The following is a 17,850-nucleotide window of genomic DNA, read 5'->3' as shown; positions in this document are numbered from 1 at the left end:
TCATCAATAAAAAACACTCCCTTGACATCATGACCGATCGCCTCCCCCAATCCCTTTCTCTAACCCAATCCCTCCACCAAGTCACCGCTGAGTTACAATCCATCAATCCAGTCCCGGGACTGCTGAGATTTACTATCCTCGGATGCCTTACTCTCAGCCTCCTCCTGACAGCCTGGAACACCGCCAACCCCATCCTGTTCGCCACCACTGCCACCCTCGGAGGCTTCCTCTGTGGATTTTGGCTAATTTGCACCCATGATATGACCCATCAAACCCTCACCGGATGGAAAAACTGCGATCGCCTGCTTCCCTACCTCATCAGTTGGCCCCTATTCTGGCCTTACGGGGTTTATGCCACCCTGCATCCCTGGCATCATGCCTGGAATGGCATCAATCTGCGGGACCCGGAACGAGTGCAATGGACTGAACAAGAGTATCAAGAAGCTCATCCGGTGGTGCAATTCTATATTCGCCACCAATGGGCGATCGATATTGCCATCTTTGGCGGCATCGGACTCATCCTCAAAACCCTCCTCAAAGGACTCCAATTCCAAGAACAAATTCCCCGACTGCGACAACAATTAACCCGGGATATTCTCGGCAGCCTGAGCATTCACAGTTTGTTATTCACCGGCGCTTATCTACAGGGAAAAGTGCTGCATTATCTTTTGTTATGGCTGATTTTAGAACGGGCGATCGGACTTGTCATGCAAACCCGAGACCATATAGAACATTATGGCTTGTGGGGAACATCGAACACCCCTCACCTCACCCAACTCTATGCCGGACGAAATATAGCCACCCATCCCCTGATCGGATGGTTAATGGGAGGATTGCCTTATCATGCTATTCATCACGCTTTTCCTGGAATCCCCTTTTATCAGCTTCCTGAAGCCTGCGATCGGATTCAGACCGTTCTAAAAGAGCATGATTTGCCTCTGATGAAACTTGACCCTGGTTATCTCAAATCCGCTTATCACTTAGGGAAAAATCCAGTTTTAATTGGCGCAAGTAATGAGAATACCAGCAACCGAGCGATCGCTACTTAAACAAAAGACAGTTTAAAAGGGAGTTTAATAGTTCCGGTTCACCCAGGAGAAGCAGTTCATCCCCTTAGCACTAAAAGTAAATTTCTCCATTATCTAGCTTTTGCTGAAGTTTGTTTTTCACCTTGTTGGTTGAACCCAAGCCCTGCAATAAATCATCTAAGTTTTTATAGGTGATTTCATCACGTCGGTCGGTAATCCGTTGAATTGTATTGTTACGCATCCCGCTACCCTTAAATGCTTTTATCAGATCACCAACGCTGGCTGTATTAATATTAACACCAGACTTTTTGGTAAAGGTTTCTGGAATTTTTGGAACAGCTTCTACCTCCGATGGGGTCACGTCTAGCGAGTTGATCTCTTTTGGAGCTTCTGGATCTGTTGGAAAACCCTGGGGATGGGAAGGCGTTGATACAACAGAGTCAGTCTGAGTTAAATTGTTAAAATTCTTGGTTTCTAGCGGTTTTAAAACTTCAGAGCTATCCGCTGAATTTTCTAATTGTCTTTCCGTTTCCTTCGGTAAAAGGTGAAACTCAATCTCAGTATTTTTAATTTTCAGTTCAAGAAGATTGGGACAACCCGGAGCGAATAAGTAAGCTAAATCAGGAATAGATTTTTTTCCATCAAACCGAACGTCAGCTAACCAGTCCCTAAATGTTGTAAAGTGACTGGTTAAAAGCTCATAATTTTTGGCTTCACCAAAGGCTTTGGCAATCACCTCGCCATTATGCCTTAATTCGGCATAACCATCAAAATTGTGACCCTCTAAATTCGTTGTGGTTTGTGCTACGATTAGCTCATAGCCTTGTTTACCAGAAAGCCGTTTCCATTGTTGATGACCCTGGTGATTGAATGTACCAGTAATCGGACTCGGTGCGTTCCCTAATTTTTGACTCCATTGTTGAATACAGAGTTCTTCTAGTTTAGCTCGTGACTGAAACTCAAATTGATTAAAAGATTTGTCGTGATGCTTGAAATAGCGTTGATGAACCTCTAAAACTTGACTGCCATATCGCTGGCAAAATTCTCGCAAACTATTAAAATCTGTTCCTGCTTTTAAGTCAATGCTCTGAACCTCTTTCTGAAATTCGGCGAAATCTTTATAGCCTTGATAGGCACTATAAAGCCGGTTGTCGATTTTAGAGCGTATTTCTTCACACTCTTTGTTTCTAAATCTAACTAATCGGATCTCTCCGGGATAAACTCGACTTTTTAAAGCCTCATGTTCCTGGATAAATTTTTGAACATCATCAGATAAACCCGAAATATACAAGCCTAAAGGTAAACTCCCTTGATAGGAGTCTTCAATTTCATTAATTAAATGCCGAAAGGTATTAACGGCATCTTTAGACCTCTCACTTTGATAAAGTGAATCCAACTCATCAATCAAGAAAAATAAGCCAAATCCTTGATTTTTGAAGCTTTGGACTATTTCCAGGAACGTTTCAATCAGGTCACAACCTGAGTCAATTAATAATTGCTTTAGTTTAGTTTTGACCTGGCTACTTTTTTTGGAAGTTATGATGAGATTAACACGGCTTGCCTCATCAAAAAATAATTCTTCCAAGCAAAGAACCGCTGATTGCTTAAAACTAGGATCTGGAGTCTCAACTAATGCAATCTTAAAGACTTCACTAATCAAATGCAAATAAAATTCGCGACTAAATCCCTCGGCGCTAGGATTGGTGAGCAAGCTGTTTAAATTAGCAGAAATTGGAATAATTATTCTACCTGTATCGGAGCGGTTTGCCTCCAGTCTTTGATGCAGATAATCCAAAATAGCAGTTTTTCCACTTCCCGAGTCTGCTGCAATCATTCTAAAGATAAATTTTTGTTGCTGAAAACAAAATTTCAAGTCATCTTCAATGAGTTCAGTAATCGTGTTAATGGAATTACCCGATAGACTCTCAGCTTGGTTACCTTCAGGCCCTTCTGAACCTCTCGGCTTTACTTCACGGTCAATCCAAATTTCCTCGACGAGCTTTAAACCCTTTTTGACTCGAAGCAGAAAATCGGTAATCGCTTGTTTTTGTCCGGCATTTTCTGGCATGATTGATCATCAAAAACTACTCAACCCACTGAAGATTTTTATCTTCTCGTCCTTGCACGACTGAAATTAAACCCTCTTCCTGTAAACGCTTGTAATAACGCTGAAGCAAGTCTCCTGAGATATTATACTCCTGAGAAAATTTCTGGAGAATCTCTTTTTCCCGCATCACATAAGTTCCGGTCATAGACTGACGTTTCCGTTCTTCAAAATAAAATTTCTTGAATTTCTCCAGAAATTCTTCAAAGCCTAAATCTTTCTCCTGACTGATTTCTCCCATTTTACCAAAAGACGCCGTAAGTTTCAGGCAAGCCATGAGAGCATTGACAACTCGACTTCCTTTGACCGTCGTGAACTCATAGTCTGTAGTTTGAAGATTTGTAACTAATGCCTCTTTTCCCGAGAGGGAAACGGTCACGCGCCGCAATTTAGGTGATTCTAAAAATTTTTGTTCAAGTAAGGAGTCGCAGATAGTCCCGGCTTCAGTACGATAAGACTTTGGGAGATATCTTTTCACCGTACCCTGGGTCACAGACTTCTGTTCTTCTTCAGTATAAGCAAAAGCATACAAAAGATAGAGCAACTCTCCAGTGGATAAGTTGGCCATGAAACTAGACTCCCATGTGTATTTTAGGCTGAGACAAACCACAACAATTCGGATTATAACAGAGTAGCGCGCTTATGAACTGCAAACATAACAATACTAAATGATTTGTAACAAAGTCAGGGAGCAAGAGGCGATCGCGCAGACGCCATAGCGAAGCGATGCCTACTTGAAAAGCGCACGCCCCTCCTACACCCAACCTTGCCCATCACCCCCCGCAGACATCCGCGAACTCTCAACCGATGAACTTTTAACCGTCCGGTGGGCGTGGTTATGCAGTCGGAATCACCAAAAGCATCAAGCCACCTCCAGTGTTTTCGCTTCAGGAATCACTTCACCTTCGGCTTGCCAAGCCTCTAGATACATTTCAATCACTTCTTCCCCATTGCGGATAGCTTCCTCCCGAGTTTTTCCGTGAGTACAAGGCATCACGACTAAATCAGAAAACTCGGGAATTGTGACTAGGAAAAGTTGATCTTCATCAGACCATTGAACAATCATGCTGTATCGATTCATGAATCCCCCTCCTCTTTCAACTCTTCTAATTCAGTCAGTAGTTTTTCCAGTTGTTTTTCTAGGTAAAGTGGCACATCATCTCCATTCTGACCTGGAATTGTCAGTGTTTTTCCAATCAGAGGATGTCGCCAACGCTCATGGCTGCCCTTGCCGCGCTTAGGCAAGTAAACAAATCCGTACCGTGCAATTTGAGCTTTCAACTCTCGAATCTTCCTGGGCATGGATATGATTTGGGGGTTCTACTTTAGTTTATCACGTCTGTTGATGACCCTGGTAAAGGTTGGTATAATGGCTCAAACAGCAATAACGCTTGTACTATGACTCTTTCCGTTCATCGCCCTGTTCTCTATCCCGATTCTGATGGTCAACCGATCGCACACAATACGCGCCAGTTCCAATGGATTGTCCTGATTAAGGAAAATTTAGAATGCTGCTTTGCGGATCAGCCCGATGTGTTTGTGGCGGGGGATCTGCTCTGGTATCCCGTGGAGGGGGAGCCGAAGATTCGGGTGGCACCTGATGTGTTTGTGGTGTTTGGTCGGCCCAAGGGCGATCGCGAAGCGTCTCCGCAGGAGAATCGCGGTTCCTATCGCCAGTGGGAAGAGGGAAATATTGCTCCCCAGGTCGTGTTTGAGATTCTTTCGCCGGGAAATCGCCTCCAGGCAATGGTGAATAAACAGCAATTTTATCAACGCTATGGGGTGGAGGAATACTATATTTATGACCCTGATCATCATGATTTTGTCGGTCTTCAGCGAGTGGAGGGGGAATTTCAGACGATTGAGGCGATCGCCCAATGGACTAGCCCCCGTTTAGGGATTCGCTTCGAGTTCACTCCCGAAACTTTGACAATTTACCGCCCCGATGGGGAAAGATTCCTGACGACGATTGAACGGGAGCAAGAGCGATCGGCAGCGCGGGAGGCAGCAGCAGCAGAACGCGAACGGGCGGAACGGTTAGCGGCGCAGTTGCGGGCGTTGGGAATTGAGCCGGAATCGTAGTGGATTGCGATCGCCTCTTCTATCTCCCGCATGAATTATTATCCAGGACCCTACTGTTTACAGGGACTTACGCTTAACCTCAAATTCCCTTTGGAAACAGGAATAACACCCCTTAAATTCTCTAAACAAGTTAGTCTTTCATAGACTAAGAATAGAGTAATTCCTGATAATAAGCCTCGGTATCTTGGGGTAAAAATGTAGTGGGTTGTAAGGATTTGTCCTTAAGTTTAAAGGCTTGAGTAATTTGGATTTGGCTCAAAAAGTCCAAATCATGGGAAATTACCCAGATTGCGCCTTGATAGTCATTAATTGCTTGAATCATTTGTTCGACGGTTTCAATGTCTAAATTGTTGGTGGGTTCATCGAGAATCAGTAAATCAATTTCGGAAATACTGATCATGGCGATCGCTAATCGGGCTAACTCTCCCCCGCTTAACACTGCCGCCGACTTATACACATCATCGTTCAAGAACAGAAAATGCCCTAACTGTTGCCGTAACAGTTGATAGGATAACTGGGGATTAGCGGACTGCATATTTTCTAAAATCGTTTGCTGACGATTCACAAATCCATAGCTTTGGTCGAGATAAACCACCGTCATGGCTGGGGCGAGTCGCATTTGCTCTGCTTCTAAAATGCCCACCCCGTCGGGGTTAAACAGGGCTTTAATCAGGGTGGATTTTCCAGAACCATTGGGACCGGCGATGACGATGCGATCGCCCGAACCCAGATGCAACCGAAAATTCTCGATTAACAGGCGATCGCCTACTTTAAGCAAGGCATTGTCAATCTCAACCAGAGTTTTCCGTTTCAAACTTTTCTCTTCCAGTTGGATATTCGTTGCTTTGACGGTTTTAATTTTTGTCTCAGCTACCTTTTGTGAGGCTTGAGCAAGGATAGCCTCATTTTGTTCCGCCGCTTTGCCTGCGGTGGAGGAAGCGCGATTGGCAAAATAGCGTTTTGCCATCTTACCCATACTGCCACTCTCGGCTTTTTGTTCACCCCGTTTCTGAGATTGTGCGGCTCGTTTTTGTTCAGCGAGGGCGGTGATTTGAGCGCGTTTTAAGGCTTTTTTGGCGACTTCATGCGATCGCCTTGCAGCCGCTAGAGCAATCCGTTTCTGTTCTCGATAAAAGGAATAATCGCCCCCATAAACATTCACCCCTTGGGGCGTTAATTCCCAAGTTGTTGTCACCACCCGATCGAGAAAAAAGGGCTTATGGGAAACAATAACAAAAGCCCCGGGAAATTGCTCCAGACTGGCGCGCAGACTCTCTAAGGTGAGTAAATCAAGGTGATTGGTAGGTTCATCCAACAGCAAAACATCCGGCGTTTGGGCTAAACCTACGGAGAGAAACAGCTTGGTTAATTCTCCCCCACTCAAGCGGTGCAGAGGCAAAGATAAGTCACAATGGGTATTGAATTGACTCCCTAAAAGCTCCTCAATGCGCCACCATTCCTCATCCAGGGCGCTGAGGAACTGAAAAATGGTCTGTTCTTGCTGGATTGGGCTCAGGGTGCCGACTTGGGGCAAGTAATAGATAGAACCTCGACGCACCAGAGAACCCCGATGGGTTTGAATCTGTCCGGCTAAGAGCTGCATCAGGGTAGACTTACCGCTGCCGTTTGAGCCCACTAAGGCAATGCGATCGTCTTGTTCCACTGTCACATTCACCCCGGAAAACAGGGTGCGGGTTTGCTCAACGGTGTAGGCTAAATTCTCACCCCATAAAACAACGGTATTTCTGGTATTTCTCGTTTTTTCCATACTGAATCCTCTGGCTCATGACCTGTTTGTTGCGAGTTGCGGTTATATAGCTCAGAAGATTCTTCATGTTCTTAAGGAGAGTCGTACAGATACAAGTGAGAAGTCAGGGTTGAAACCGACCTTTTTCAACTATAACCAATCCCCTCAGTTTTTGACAACCCCTCTGGTCAGCCCATCGGGGGCTACTGCACAATTTGGAACGCGAAACTCACCTCTAACGGTCGCCAGCACCCTTCCCGTGAGTAAATCCCACAGTTTCAGGGTGTTGTCATAAGATGCGGAAACCGCTTCTGATACCAAATCCGGTTGGTAAAAGTCGGTTTTCGCTTTTAGCCCGCGCCCGGTGGCCCCCTTCGACCCCCTTCGACGGAGCTCAGGACTCAGGACAGGCTTCGACGGAGCTCAGGACAGGCTTTGTGCCTGTAGCCTCCGGGCTTGAGCCTGTGGGTTTTTACAGACCGATTCCAACCGGATTCCGTATGAGCGATCGCCTGCTGGTGGGGTCTGTGCAAACTCCCCTCAACTCCCGCTGGCTCTCCCTCCTGGACTATGGTTAAGATTTATTTAAAATCAGTAGTAATTTTCTTAACTTGGGTTATGATGACCAAATGATATCGGTCCCATTCGGGTGATTTTTGACAACAGGTGCGAATCTCTTTTAAGCTGCGCTGATGCGCTTTGAGCAGTGCTTGCTCAATATCATGATTGCGTTCCCCAGATTTGCGCTGGGTCCAGTCGCGACATTCGGTCGCGGCAACTCCTAATCCAGCACGGGCAAATAACATTAGAACGTCAATTAACATCAACTAACCCCTCCCCTCACAAACCGAACTGGATTGAGTATTTATTTTACTCGATTTGACATGGAGTGAGAAGGGATTGGGAGCATCTCACACCTTTTAATGATCGATATAGGGTGTTTCTTGATTTCGGGGTGATGACAAGAGAACAGTTAACTCAAAAGATGTCTGCCGATCGCCATTATTTTGGGCAAGCGGGCTTTTCGTCCTACTAATCCTGGACGGATATAATCATTGACTCACTAAGGCTTCATTCAAAACGCTGATGGCGTTCACTGTTTGCAGCAATATTACCTCATAAAATGGGCGTTTTGCTGGCATTCCTCTTCGTCAAAATCTCTATCCAATCCCACTATAAAATAGAGGTGAAAAAAATTGCCTAATCCCACACTAACCGACTATAATTGGTTAATATCGGCTTTACCTATCCTGGAGAAGAAGCTACTACCGGACACTTCCCCAGCACTTCGCATTTTTTTGCAAGCTCGCGAACAATACTGGCTTCCTGCTAGTTCGGAAAATATTCCCCAAATTTTACGGGGCTTAACTCAGACCGGGGACAGGAAAAAGCGGTTGGTTGCTGCTGCAAAAAGTTGTCTAGGAGAGGGACTTAAAATCCAGACCAATGCTCATGCGATTTGGCTCGGTCAGATTAACAAAGGGGTCCGAATTTTTTATCCCAATGTCACTCTTAAAGTCCGTCAAGCTCGTCCATCAGCTTATTCAGGAACTCCCGATCCATTCCTACCCGCTTGGTGGAAACGGGAGAAGCTGGGAAGAGACGATCTCCAGAAAAAACTAGGGGATTCTATTAAAACACCCAAGGTGCTGGCTTTTGGAGAAGAAGCAGGAGTTGCTTATTGCCTCGAAGAACGAGTTTCCTGTCAACCCCTGAATCCTCAGCTTAATCGCGATCGCCAAAGGATGAAAGACCAGTTTATCCCCCTGTTGATGCAGTGGTATGAACCCGTTGAATGGCAACCGCTCTCAACAGCCTGTAAGACGACGCCAGATCGGCTTTTCCATCAGGCTTTAACCAGTCTAGCAATGGCTGAAATAAAACCTGCACAAGTTGATACTTTTCGTCAACTCGTCGATCACTTCTCCAATGACAAAGTAGAGGTTCCCTTCAGTATTGCTCATGGGGATATGTGTATAAACAATGCTGGTATTACCTCCACAGGCGATTTTATTTTACTCGATTGGGAAACCTGGGGAAAGCATCCGATTGTTGCAGAGTTTGCGCGTTTGATTATCTCTTTTAGTATTGGCAGTGAAATTCACGACTCCATTCGCCAACTCTATGCTCAACGGTTCGAGCAACCCCTTGAAGCTTTCGAGTTCCAATTGCTGTTTTATTACCTATTAGGATTTAGTGAAAAGATTATTCGTTACTCTCAAATCCAATCCGATCAAGACCGCTACCGTCGTCTACAAAAGCTCCCCTTTCTTGATGCCGCTACTGAAATGGGACAGATTTTGGAGCTGATTTAATCATGACTTCTACTCAATCCGGTACTGATAAGTCTGGAAAACAGCAGCGAGATATCCCCCCTTTCAACCTGAAAAACCCCGGTAAAAAAACCGGGGTTCTCTACAACTCACTTAGGTGGTAATCGCCCTTAAACCAAAGCCGGTTGAGGGACGGAAATCGCCTCCCCAGACAAACTGAAGGCGCGGGATTCGGTAATCTTCACCTGGACTAACTGTCCCTTTAACTGATTGATATCCCCGGTGAAGAAGGTGAGGCGGTTGCCGCGTGTTCTTCCCATGACTTGAGTGGGGTCTTTGGCATTTTGCTCCTCGACTAAGACCTCTTCAATTCGCCCGAGATACCGTTGCGATCGCTCGGCTGCCTTGATAGATACTAAGTGATTCAACCGTTGCAGGCGATCGCTTTTCACCTCTTCACTCAACTGATTCTCCCACACCGCCGCCGGTGTCCCCGGACGTGGGGAATAGGCAGCAGTATTGAGCATATCAAAGCTAATCTCTTCTAACAGCTTTAGCGTATTTTCAAACTGCTCCTCGGTTTCCCCAGGAAAGCCGACAATCGCATCGGCACTGATAGAAGCATCGGGCATATAGTGGCGAATCATATCAATAATTCGACGATATTTTTCCTGGGTATAACCCCGCGCCATCGCCTTCAATATGTCGTTATCCCCCGATTGAAAGGGGATATGAAAATGTTCGCAAAGTTTCGGCAATTCCTGACAAGCCCGAATTAATCTCTCAGTGAAATAGCGCGGGTGAGAGGTGGCAAAGCGAATCCGTTCAATTCCCGGGACATCATGGACGAAATAGAGCAAATCCGTCAGGGTATGTAAATGTCTTCCCTCCGGTGTAGTTCCCGGTAAATCTCTGCCGTAGGCGTCGATATTTTGACCCAGCAAGGTGACTTCTTTGTATCCCTGGCGTCCGAGTTCTTCCATTTCGGCGCGGATTGCTTCTGGGGTGCGCGATTGTTCGATGCCACGCACGGAGGGGACAATGCAATAGGTGCAGCGTTCGTTACAGCCGTAAATCACGTTCACCCAGGCAGTAACTTGGCTCTCCCGGCGCGGTTTGGTGATATCCTCCATGATATGCACCGCCTCCGTCGCTACCACTTGGTTCCCGGCGAACACCTGTTCGAGCAAATCCTCTAGGCGGTTGGCGTGTTGGGGTCCCATGACCATATCCAATTCCGGCACCCGGCGCAGGAGTGCTTCTCCTTCCTGTTGTGCCACGCAACCGGCAACGATGAGGGTAAGGTTGGGGTGTTGGAGTTTGCGTTTAGCTTGCCTGCCTAGGTAAGAATAAACTTTATGCTCGGCATTATCCCGAATTGAGCAGGTATTGTAGAGGATGAGGTCGGCTTGGTTGGGGTCTTCGGAAAACTGGAACCCCATATTTTCCAGGATACCTGCCATGCGTTCGGAGTCAGCTTTGTTCATCTGACAGCCGAAGGTGGTGATGTGGTAACGACGAGGAATAGAGGACATAACGTGCTATTTTTCGCAAATGAACGGGCCTGTTGGGTCAATGGCAGTCTGGCATTCAACCGGCTATGGGCGGCAGTCGCCCCGGGGAAAGCCATGACTCGGATGCAAACATAAACTATTATTATAAAGCGTGCCGTCAATTTTACCCACTGAGAATGGAAATCAGAACCCTATGATTCAGGAGCGATCGCAATATAAGGCAACCTGGGACAACCTCGCCGCCAATATGGATGAGGCGAAACTGTATGTGGCGGGACATACGGACGAAGCCGAATTAGACCGCACCGGACTGAATACGGTGAATCGAATTGAGAATTTTGTCGGGATTCAACCCCAGGATATTTGTTTAGAAATAGGCTGTGGGGTGGGTCGCGTTGGCAAGTTTTTAAGTCCCAAATGCCAAAAATGGATCGGCACCGATATTTCGGCGAATATGCTCCACTATGCCGCGCAACGTCTGGACGGGTTATATAATATTGAATTAATCGAATTGAGTGGGGTTGGATTACAGGAAATTGCCGATAATTCCATTGATTTGGTCTACTGTACGGTAGTGTTTATGCATCTGTATGAGTGGGACCGCTATCAGTATTTACAAGAAGCATTTCGCGTGTTAAAGTCCGGGGGACGCTGCTTTTTTGATAATGTAGATTTGACCTCCAGTCATGGATGGGAGGTGTTTATGGCGGGTTATGCTTACCCGATCGATCGACGTCCGGCTTATTTGAGTATGTGTTCGACAGGAGAGGAATTAGAAACTTATGCTCGGCAGTCGGGCTTTTCCGAGATTAAAATCCATCGTTGGGGAGATGCGCGAGTCGGGGTGACGGGGATAAAACCGTGAGGGAATCAATGGATATCCCGGGATTATCTCTGAATTACCATCAAAGGGGTCGGTTTGAACCTACGCCTTTGCGGGTCACCGGCATCAAAACCGTGACCTTTTTGCCATTTTAAATCAATCATTAATATGAACCTAGTGTTGAAAGAAATCCAAGCCACCCTGATTAACCTGATTGCTCAAGGAGTAGCACTGTTACCGGCAATTTTTATTGCGTTAGTTGTTTTGTGTATTACTTGGTATGCTGCCAATGTAGTTCGTCGGCTAACAATGGCGGCAGGACGGCGAGTTTTCAAGAGTCAATCCCTCCGAATGTTAATGGTTCAAACGGCGTATGTTGCAGCCTGGTCTGTGGGAATTATTGTCGCCTGTGTTCTGGCATTTCCCGGTTTGGCATTAGGAGATATTATTGGGTTATTGGGGTTAAGTTCCGTTGCCATTGGTTTTGCCTTTCAGGATATTTTTAAAAATTTCCTAGCGGGAATTTTGCTGTTATTGCAGGAACCCTTTAGACTAGGAGACCAAATTGTTGTAGAAGGATATGAGGGAACGGTGGAGGAAATTGCGATTCGTTCGACGCAAATTCGCACCTATCAAGGGGAACGAGTTGTGATTCCAAATGCGTCAGTTTTTACCAATGCGGTGCAAGTTAGGACAGCGTTTTCCTATCGGCGCACGGATTTAGAAATTGGGGTGGATTATAATACTCCCTTACCGAAAGCCGTAGATACGCTACTGGATGCGGTGTCCCAAGTTCCGGGGGTGTTATCGAAACCGGAACCGGAAGTTGATGTTCTGGGGTTTGGGGAGAGTTCAATTGATATGATGGTGCGATATTGGACGGAACCGGAGAGGCCCTCGGTGCGACGGGTTCAAACGAAAGTGGCGATCGCCTTAAAAGCAGCTTGCGATCGCGCCAATATCAATATTCCCTATCCCATCCGCACCCTGTATTATTATGACCAAGAAAAGTTTGCGGATAATAGTCCCATTTCGGGAAATGGTGATTCGTATGGAGGTTAACAACCCTGGGATTCCTAATTCCCCCGTAGCATTCGTCCTTGAATGACTTTCCAGGTGGCGGGGGTGACTTTTGATGCGGCATGGTAGCAGCGGACTATCAACCCATTGGCATAAAAATAATCCCCTAATGCCTGCTTTTCCTCCGGGGATAACTTCAGGCGATCGCTGGACAAATTGAGAGCAGTTAACCAAGTTTGACGAAGGCGATCGCGAAACTCATAATGCACTTGATAGGCGGCATTGGTATCGGGAATCTCCGTTTGCAGGGATTGCAAAGCAGCGATCGCCTCTTGGCAATCTTTAAAAACCCCCACCTCTTCCACCAAGCGAGTCAAAATACTGACAAACGCCAAATCTCCGGCGCGATCCAGTGCAAAATTGCTGGGGGAATCGAGTAAATAATCCCAATCCAGAACCAATTGTCGCGTGCGATCGCGGGCCAATTTTCGCGCCAGACCCCGAGTCAGTTCCCCCGCCGATTTTTCCACATCCAACGGGCGATCGCAAATAAACGCCAAATTTTTGGTAAAATCCTCCGCTAACCGGCCAGCACGATTGAGCAATTCAGACAAATTGAACCCTAAAATTTCGCATAGACTTAACGCCACATTCTCCGGCGATTCTACTTCCCCCCGCTGCTTCAATTGCTGAATCAGGCTATCCGTAGGATAGGGATTTTCCAACGATAAATCCGGTTCTAAGGTGGCGTTCAAGCTCAACACTAAAAACAGCGCTGCCGTGCGTTTGGCGGCAATGGGAAGCGGTCCATCATCCTCCTCCGTGGATTCCGAGGCCCATCGCAACAGCGATCGCAACTTACTGGTTTTCAGGTACTTTTGAGCCGCTGATTCCATCAAAATTAGTAATTTATCCGCCGTGGGATAGCGGATACCGGACACAAATAAAAAGATTTCTTGCCAGTAGCGCAAAGTCAGATTTTTAGCCGAAATTTGAGCCGCTAAATAATAAGTATCGATATAAATTGCGGTAAAATATTCTTGCCAAGTCACTTGAGTGAAGGCAAAGCGATCCGGGCCAATTTGCAGCAACAAACCCGAGCGCAAGGCGATTTTCTCCAGCATTTTCTCCACCCGATAGCGGGTTTCCCCAATAGTAGGCGTCAGGGATACCCCGGGATTTTTGTTCGAGGGATGATTGGCCTTTTCATGGGGATTCGTGGGAACCGTCGGCAAGGAATTTTTACGCGCTGGGTTGAGAGGGGGGGGATTTTTGTTTAAATTTTCCGTGGCATTCGCATTGACATTCGTTGGTACAGAAAAGGGGAAATACTCATCTTTATGCAAATCCAACAAATGCACAGGAATCCGACTGCTCAAATCAGCCCCGGAAAAAACCGAACGTTCAGCGATCGCACTGCGGAAGGCTAATTGTGCCAGCCACAATTTGGCCAATTCCCGATTCATTTCCGGACTCGCCGCCGATCCCGGGGTCGTGGGAATGTTTCCTGCGGCTTCCAGTAAAATGTGAGAAGTTTGTAGATAAAGCCCTGCCCGATTTTCTGGGATGGAGTGAGAGCGATCGTAGACCAGGCAGAGCAAGGTCAGTGAGAGGGGGAACTCTGCCAAGGACCGGGCGTAAGCATTTTCCGGGCGTTGTAAATCCGCTAACAGCAACTCACCACTCGGGGTTGTAGCGGACGGGGTGTTATACCAATGTCGGATCAAATTCGCCTGTTGTACCTCATCTAACGAGGCGATCGCCACGGAATGAAAGCTGCGCCAGGGATGGTGAAAGACCCCGGATCGGGAACAAGCTACATAGCGATTTTTGGGATAAGTTTCGATAAACCCTTCCAGACGGGCAGTCGCCTCCGCATTTGCAAACGAGGGAATGGTATGCAAATCATCCAGTAAAATCAAAAATCGACCTTGAGCGAGTGCCTCTCGCACCAGTCGTTCCGCCGCCGGAAAACTACAGCGACGAAACTCATCGGCGATCGCTTTTTCAATTTCCCCATCCCCCCCACTCAAGGTTTTCACCGGGATAAACACCGGAATATACCCGCGCCTTATCACCCCCCCGAACCGGGTTCCCCGGAGGGCTTCCAGGCCGATTTTCCTCAGTAAGAGTGACTTTCCGGAACCGGGTGCACCCCAGAGCATCACCCGATCCCGTTCATTGAGCACGGCGATCGGGGATTGGGGAGTAGACTCCACTGGGGAAGCATTCAGATTCGCCATTCCCGGCGCATCCATCTCCCTCACCTGCATCTCCACATAGAGGGATTCTAACGGCAGGGGATCGCGCGTTCCTAACAGATCAATCGTGGCATACCGTTGGAGATAGAGATTGACATAAGTCTCCGAAGCCGAGGCGATCGCCTCCTTAGTTTTTTTATCCAGAGTTCGGGGAAAAATCCCCAATAATTTACTCTTATCTTCCGACAGCGTATCCGTCGCAATTTGGGCGATACTGGTAGCGCCATCCGCAACAATCGTTTTTCGGGGAATCATCATATAAAAAAATTGGGTCTAATCTGAGATTAGCCCGATTATGAACTTACTGTTTGATGTTCTCATTCTCGCAAAAGTTAGAAGATTCGACAAGAGACCCAAAAGGCGTTGTGGGTGTCTGTTGAATCTGACCCCCGGTTTAGGAAAATTCCGAGAGTTGATCGGTTGTCGGTAATAGGGGTCCAGGAATGCTGCCACATCCCAGGCATTGTCCCGGGGAGCCGATTTTGTCGTAGCGTCCAAATTGAGCGAGGGACAGGGATGGATCCTAACCGCCCGGTCACTCCCTCCATGATAATTAACCGAATCTAGCAAATGATCGGCATCCCAATTCTCAAATTTATGTTTTATACCTGTGATTGTCAATGTAATTTTCAATATTTTGTAACACCTGCGCTAAATAGATCGCTATCTTTTCTTTGTCTTCAAGCAATTCACTCCAAAGGATTTGATTGGAAGCCTCATAAAAAGAAACATTCCCATGAGCCAAGTCACAGCGAATTTTTACCACAAAATTAAGCACCGGATGGATGATTCTTTCCGAAAAGGGCAAAAGCCCAAAAACTCCATACATTTCCATCAGCCCTTTAATAGTCTGAGCATCTAAATTACCTGAAATCGGAATATTATTCGGGTCCAAAGTAACCCAGGGCTATTTCATTCTAGTTTAAGACCTGATAGAATAACAGATTAATCTCACCGAGGGTTTAGGTCAAAATGTCCCAAATAACAATTGTTGAAGCATTTGCGGATCTTGAGGATTGCCGTCGTAGAGCGGGAATGCGTCATCAACCAAGCCTCTGTCTAGCCTTATTTACCGTGGCCGTTGCGGCAGGAAATAGGGGTTTTATAGCGATTGAAGATTGGTTAAAAGCCTACTATGATGAACTGTTGGAATTGTTCAAACCTGAAAAAGACCGCTTACCCTCCTACAGTACGATAAGACGAACGTTACTACGAATTGATCAACAACGCTACTCAGCCTGTTTATCCAGTTTTTTGGGGATTGACCCAATAGAAAGCGAAACTATTGCAGTGGACGGCAAAGTTTTGCTATGGTATTATGAAGCGATTAATGATGACGCTAATGTAGATTCTCATCCGGCCATTATGGAAGGCAAGTGCTTACATCGTAGAACGAGGGCTGATTCTCGACCCCTATGAAGTTGATTCAAAAACTAATGAAATCACGGCCTTACCCGCATTTATCAAAGATATGGCCCTCAAGGGTGTAGTGTTCGCTTTTGATGCAATCAGTACCCAAAAAAAACGGCTCAAGTCATCGTAGACAGTGGGAATGACTATATTGGGGCGCTCAAAGGCAACCAATCAGGTCTACTTGAAGCAGTCCAAGCCAATTTTCAAGCTATTCAGACCCATGAATCGAACAATGTTGATCATGGTCGAGTTGAAAAACGCACGGTTAGTATTAGTAATCAGTTAGATAATATTCCGGAATTTCCGGGACTTAAAACCGTGATTCATATTGAGTCATACCGCGAAGTCCATCGAGCAAATATTATTGAAACCAGTGTTAAAATTCGGTTTTATGTTTCCTCTTTGATTGAAACGGCTGAAGTATTTTCCAAGCGGATTCGAGGTGATTGGAGAGTCGAAAACAAGGTTCATTATGTGCGGGATGTAACTCAAGGTGAAGAGGCTTCTCGTATAAGAACAAAACCCTTGGTTCAAATTTGGGCGGTCGCTCGAAATTTTGCACGCTCACATATACCGCGCTTATGGATTTGATAATATGGCTCAAGCCCAAGGTCTGGCGGGATTTTGCCTTAAACTAATTAAGGAGTTGTTTAGAATGAAATAGCCCTGTTTTATTACCAATCAGTTGCAATTAGAAAACTTAACCCTATTAGATTCTCTCAATGATTTTTACTTTAAAGATTTGTTTCCATCACGACAAAAAAAGTTTAAAGATACTTCAATAAAAACAATTATTCTATCAGATAAGGCGGATAAAATAGTTAGGAAAGATGTATCCAGTCGATTCAATTTCAGGGATTTACACATTTAATTTTTAAGAACCAATCAAATATTTTTTTTTCACAATATGACCGTAATCTATTGGACAAAAATCATCTCAAATCTCTGGTGAGGATTCCCTCGGTTCGTTAGCATCACCAACAACCCTAGAAAATTATGGAAAGAATCGAAGCGCTCAAAAATCAGCTAATCAGATGAAAACCTTTATCCAAGACTTTCAGGGGAGAGTTGTTGAAATTGAAAATTATTTTAAATTAGTGAATGAAATGGAAAAGCTTGAATCTCAATCTGGGCGTTCCATAGCTTTCCCTACGGGTTCCTATTATACAGTGGATCGGGAACTCCTGACCATTTTAAAATCTCATTGCTATTTACTGCTTTATAATTTAATTGAGCCTTCGATTAGAAATGGGCTTAAGGCTATCCACGATGCCATTGCACTTGAGCAATTAACCTACCAAGAACTCCATCCCAAAATTCAGAAATTATGGATTCTCAACGATTTGAGTAAAAGTTTCTGAGATGCAACGATTAAGAAAAAGACGATCGCGGACAATCTCCAGGAAGCCCTTCAAGTGGTTTTAGATAATACTGTGGTTACTTTGCAGGGCTATTTCATTCTAATGTAAAACTTGATAGAATAACAGAGTAATCTCACTCTCGGAGTCAGGTCAAGATGTCCCAGCTCGCCATCGTTGAAGTATTTGCCCAGCTAGAGGATTGCCGTCGTCAAGCCGGAAGGCGG

17 protein-coding genes and 1 pseudogene are annotated in these 17,850 nt (G+C 45.8%); 9 read left to right on the top strand and 9 right to left on the bottom strand.

Going from position 1 to position 17,850, the window contains the following annotated elements; genetic code table 11:
• Positions 1 to 29: 29 nt before the first annotated feature.
• Complete coding sequence (locus tag NG833_RS07000; protein ID WP_254564587.1) at positions 30 to 1,049, top strand: fatty acid desaturase; 1,020 nt, start codon at positions 30 to 32, stop codon at positions 1,047 to 1,049.
• A gap of 70 nt (positions 1,050 to 1,119) precedes the next feature.
• Here the strand turns inward: NG833_RS07000 and NG833_RS06995 are convergent, their stop codons facing one another.
• The 4 genes from NG833_RS06995 to NG833_RS06980 all read right to left on the bottom strand — a co-directional run bounded on the left by NG833_RS06995 (position 1,120) and on the right by NG833_RS06980 (position 4,413).
• The gene (locus NG833_RS06995; RefSeq protein ID WP_254564586.1) at positions 1,120 to 3,096 is read right to left on the bottom strand and encodes a hypothetical protein; all 1,977 of its coding nucleotides are present in this window, start codon (positions 3,094 to 3,096) and stop codon (positions 1,120 to 1,122) included.
• Positions 3,097 to 3,112: 16 nt separating this feature from the next.
• Complete coding sequence (locus NG833_RS06990; RefSeq protein ID WP_254564585.1) at positions 3,113 to 3,700, bottom strand: hypothetical protein; 588 nt, start codon at positions 3,698 to 3,700, stop codon at positions 3,113 to 3,115.
• Between the two features lie 294 nt (positions 3,701 to 3,994).
• Positions 3,995 to 4,213 (bottom strand): type II toxin-antitoxin system HicB family antitoxin, encoded by a 219-nt coding sequence (locus NG833_RS06985; protein ID WP_254564584.1) that lies wholly within the window; start codon positions 4,211 to 4,213, stop codon positions 3,995 to 3,997.
• Complete coding sequence (locus NG833_RS06980; RefSeq protein ID WP_254564583.1) at positions 4,210 to 4,413, bottom strand: type II toxin-antitoxin system HicA family toxin; 204 nt, start codon at positions 4,411 to 4,413, stop codon at positions 4,210 to 4,212. The genes NG833_RS06985 and NG833_RS06980 overlap by 4 nt, the downstream gene beginning before the upstream one ends.
• A 117-nt stretch (positions 4,414 to 4,530) precedes the next feature.
• Between NG833_RS06980 and NG833_RS06975 the strand changes: the two genes are divergently transcribed.
• A complete protein-coding gene (locus NG833_RS06975; RefSeq protein ID WP_254564582.1) occupies positions 4,531 to 5,214 on the top strand; it encodes a Uma2 family endonuclease in 684 nt (227 codons plus the stop codon).
• A 145-nt stretch (positions 5,215 to 5,359) separates the two neighbouring features.
• Here the strand turns inward: NG833_RS06975 and abc-f are convergent, their stop codons facing one another.
• A complete protein-coding gene (abc-f, locus tag NG833_RS06970; RefSeq protein WP_254564581.1) occupies positions 5,360 to 6,982 on the bottom strand; it encodes a ribosomal protection-like ABC-F family protein in 1,623 nt (540 codons plus the stop codon).
• 416 nt (positions 6,983 to 7,398) lie between these two features.
• On the opposite strand from abc-f, the gene NG833_RS06965 reads away from it, so the two are divergent.
• Entirely contained in the window at positions 7,399 to 7,539 is a 141-nt protein-coding gene (locus tag NG833_RS06965) for a hypothetical protein (RefSeq protein WP_254564580.1), read from the top strand.
• Between the two features lie 3 nt (positions 7,540 to 7,542).
• Here NG833_RS06965 and NG833_RS06960 read toward each other — a convergent pair whose 3' ends face one another.
• On the bottom strand, positions 7,543 to 7,785 hold the full coding sequence (locus NG833_RS06960) for a hypothetical protein (protein ID WP_254564579.1): 243 nt from the start codon (positions 7,783 to 7,785) through the stop codon (positions 7,543 to 7,545).
• 372 nt (positions 7,786 to 8,157) lie between these two features.
• On the opposite strand from NG833_RS06960, the gene NG833_RS06955 reads away from it, so the two are divergent.
• Positions 8,158 to 9,276 (top strand): phosphotransferase, encoded by a 1,119-nt coding sequence (locus NG833_RS06955; RefSeq protein ID WP_254564578.1) that lies wholly within the window; start codon positions 8,158 to 8,160, stop codon positions 9,274 to 9,276.
• A gap of 128 nt (positions 9,277 to 9,404) precedes the next feature.
• Here the strand turns inward: NG833_RS06955 and miaB are convergent, their stop codons facing one another.
• On the bottom strand, positions 9,405 to 10,769 hold the full coding sequence (miaB, locus tag NG833_RS06950) for a tRNA (N6-isopentenyl adenosine(37)-C2)-methylthiotransferase MiaB (protein WP_254564577.1): 1,365 nt from the start codon (positions 10,767 to 10,769) through the stop codon (positions 9,405 to 9,407).
• Positions 10,770 to 10,899: 130 nt separating this feature from the next.
• On the opposite strand from miaB, the gene NG833_RS06945 reads away from it, so the two are divergent.
• Both NG833_RS06945 and NG833_RS06940 read left to right on the top strand, forming a co-directional pair.
• Entirely contained in the window at positions 10,900 to 11,613 is a 714-nt protein-coding gene (locus NG833_RS06945) for a methyltransferase domain-containing protein (protein ID WP_254564576.1), read from the top strand.
• Positions 11,614 to 11,739: 126 nt separating this feature from the next.
• A complete protein-coding gene (locus NG833_RS06940; RefSeq protein ID WP_254564575.1) occupies positions 11,740 to 12,633 on the top strand; it encodes a mechanosensitive ion channel family protein in 894 nt (297 codons plus the stop codon).
• A gap of 14 nt (positions 12,634 to 12,647) precedes the next feature.
• Here NG833_RS06940 and NG833_RS06935 read toward each other — a convergent pair whose 3' ends face one another.
• Together NG833_RS06935 and NG833_RS06930 are read right to left on the bottom strand one after the other, a co-directional pair.
• Positions 12,648 to 15,110: an NACHT domain-containing NTPase gene (locus NG833_RS06935; RefSeq protein WP_254564574.1), complete on the bottom strand. Its 2,463-nt coding sequence runs from the start codon at positions 15,108 to 15,110 to the stop codon at positions 12,648 to 12,650.
• Between the two features lie 337 nt (positions 15,111 to 15,447).
• Complete coding sequence (locus tag NG833_RS06930; RefSeq protein ID WP_254564573.1) at positions 15,448 to 15,747, bottom strand: MAE_28990/MAE_18760 family HEPN-like nuclease; 300 nt, start codon at positions 15,745 to 15,747, stop codon at positions 15,448 to 15,450.
• A 77-nt stretch (positions 15,748 to 15,824) separates the two neighbouring features.
• Between NG833_RS06930 and NG833_RS06925 the strand changes: the two genes are divergently transcribed.
• The 3 genes and pseudogenes from NG833_RS06925 to NG833_RS06915 all read left to right on the top strand — a co-directional run bounded on the left by NG833_RS06925 (position 15,825) and on the right by NG833_RS06915 (position 17,626).
• Positions 15,825 to 16,271: a transposase family protein gene (locus NG833_RS06925; protein ID WP_254564572.1), complete on the top strand. Its 447-nt coding sequence runs from the start codon at positions 15,825 to 15,827 to the stop codon at positions 16,269 to 16,271.
• A 111-nt stretch (positions 16,272 to 16,382) separates the two neighbouring features.
• A pseudogene (locus NG833_RS06920) lies at positions 16,383 to 16,856 on the top strand (ISAs1 family transposase); the annotation flags it as partial.
• Between the two features lie 443 nt (positions 16,857 to 17,299).
• The gene (locus tag NG833_RS06915) at positions 17,300 to 17,626 is read left to right on the top strand and encodes an MAE_28990/MAE_18760 family HEPN-like nuclease (protein WP_254564571.1); all 327 of its coding nucleotides are present in this window, start codon (positions 17,300 to 17,302) and stop codon (positions 17,624 to 17,626) included.
• Positions 17,627 to 17,850: the final 224 nt, after the last annotated feature.

Origin of the sequence: Oscillatoria sp. HE19RPO, from assembly GCF_024220515.1 — a bacterium.
Lineage (GTDB): Bacteria > Cyanobacteriota > Cyanobacteriia > Cyanobacteriales > Laspinemataceae > Laspinema.
Note: the sequence above shows the minus strand (reverse complement) of the source record. Positions and strands in the feature narration are given on the sequence as shown.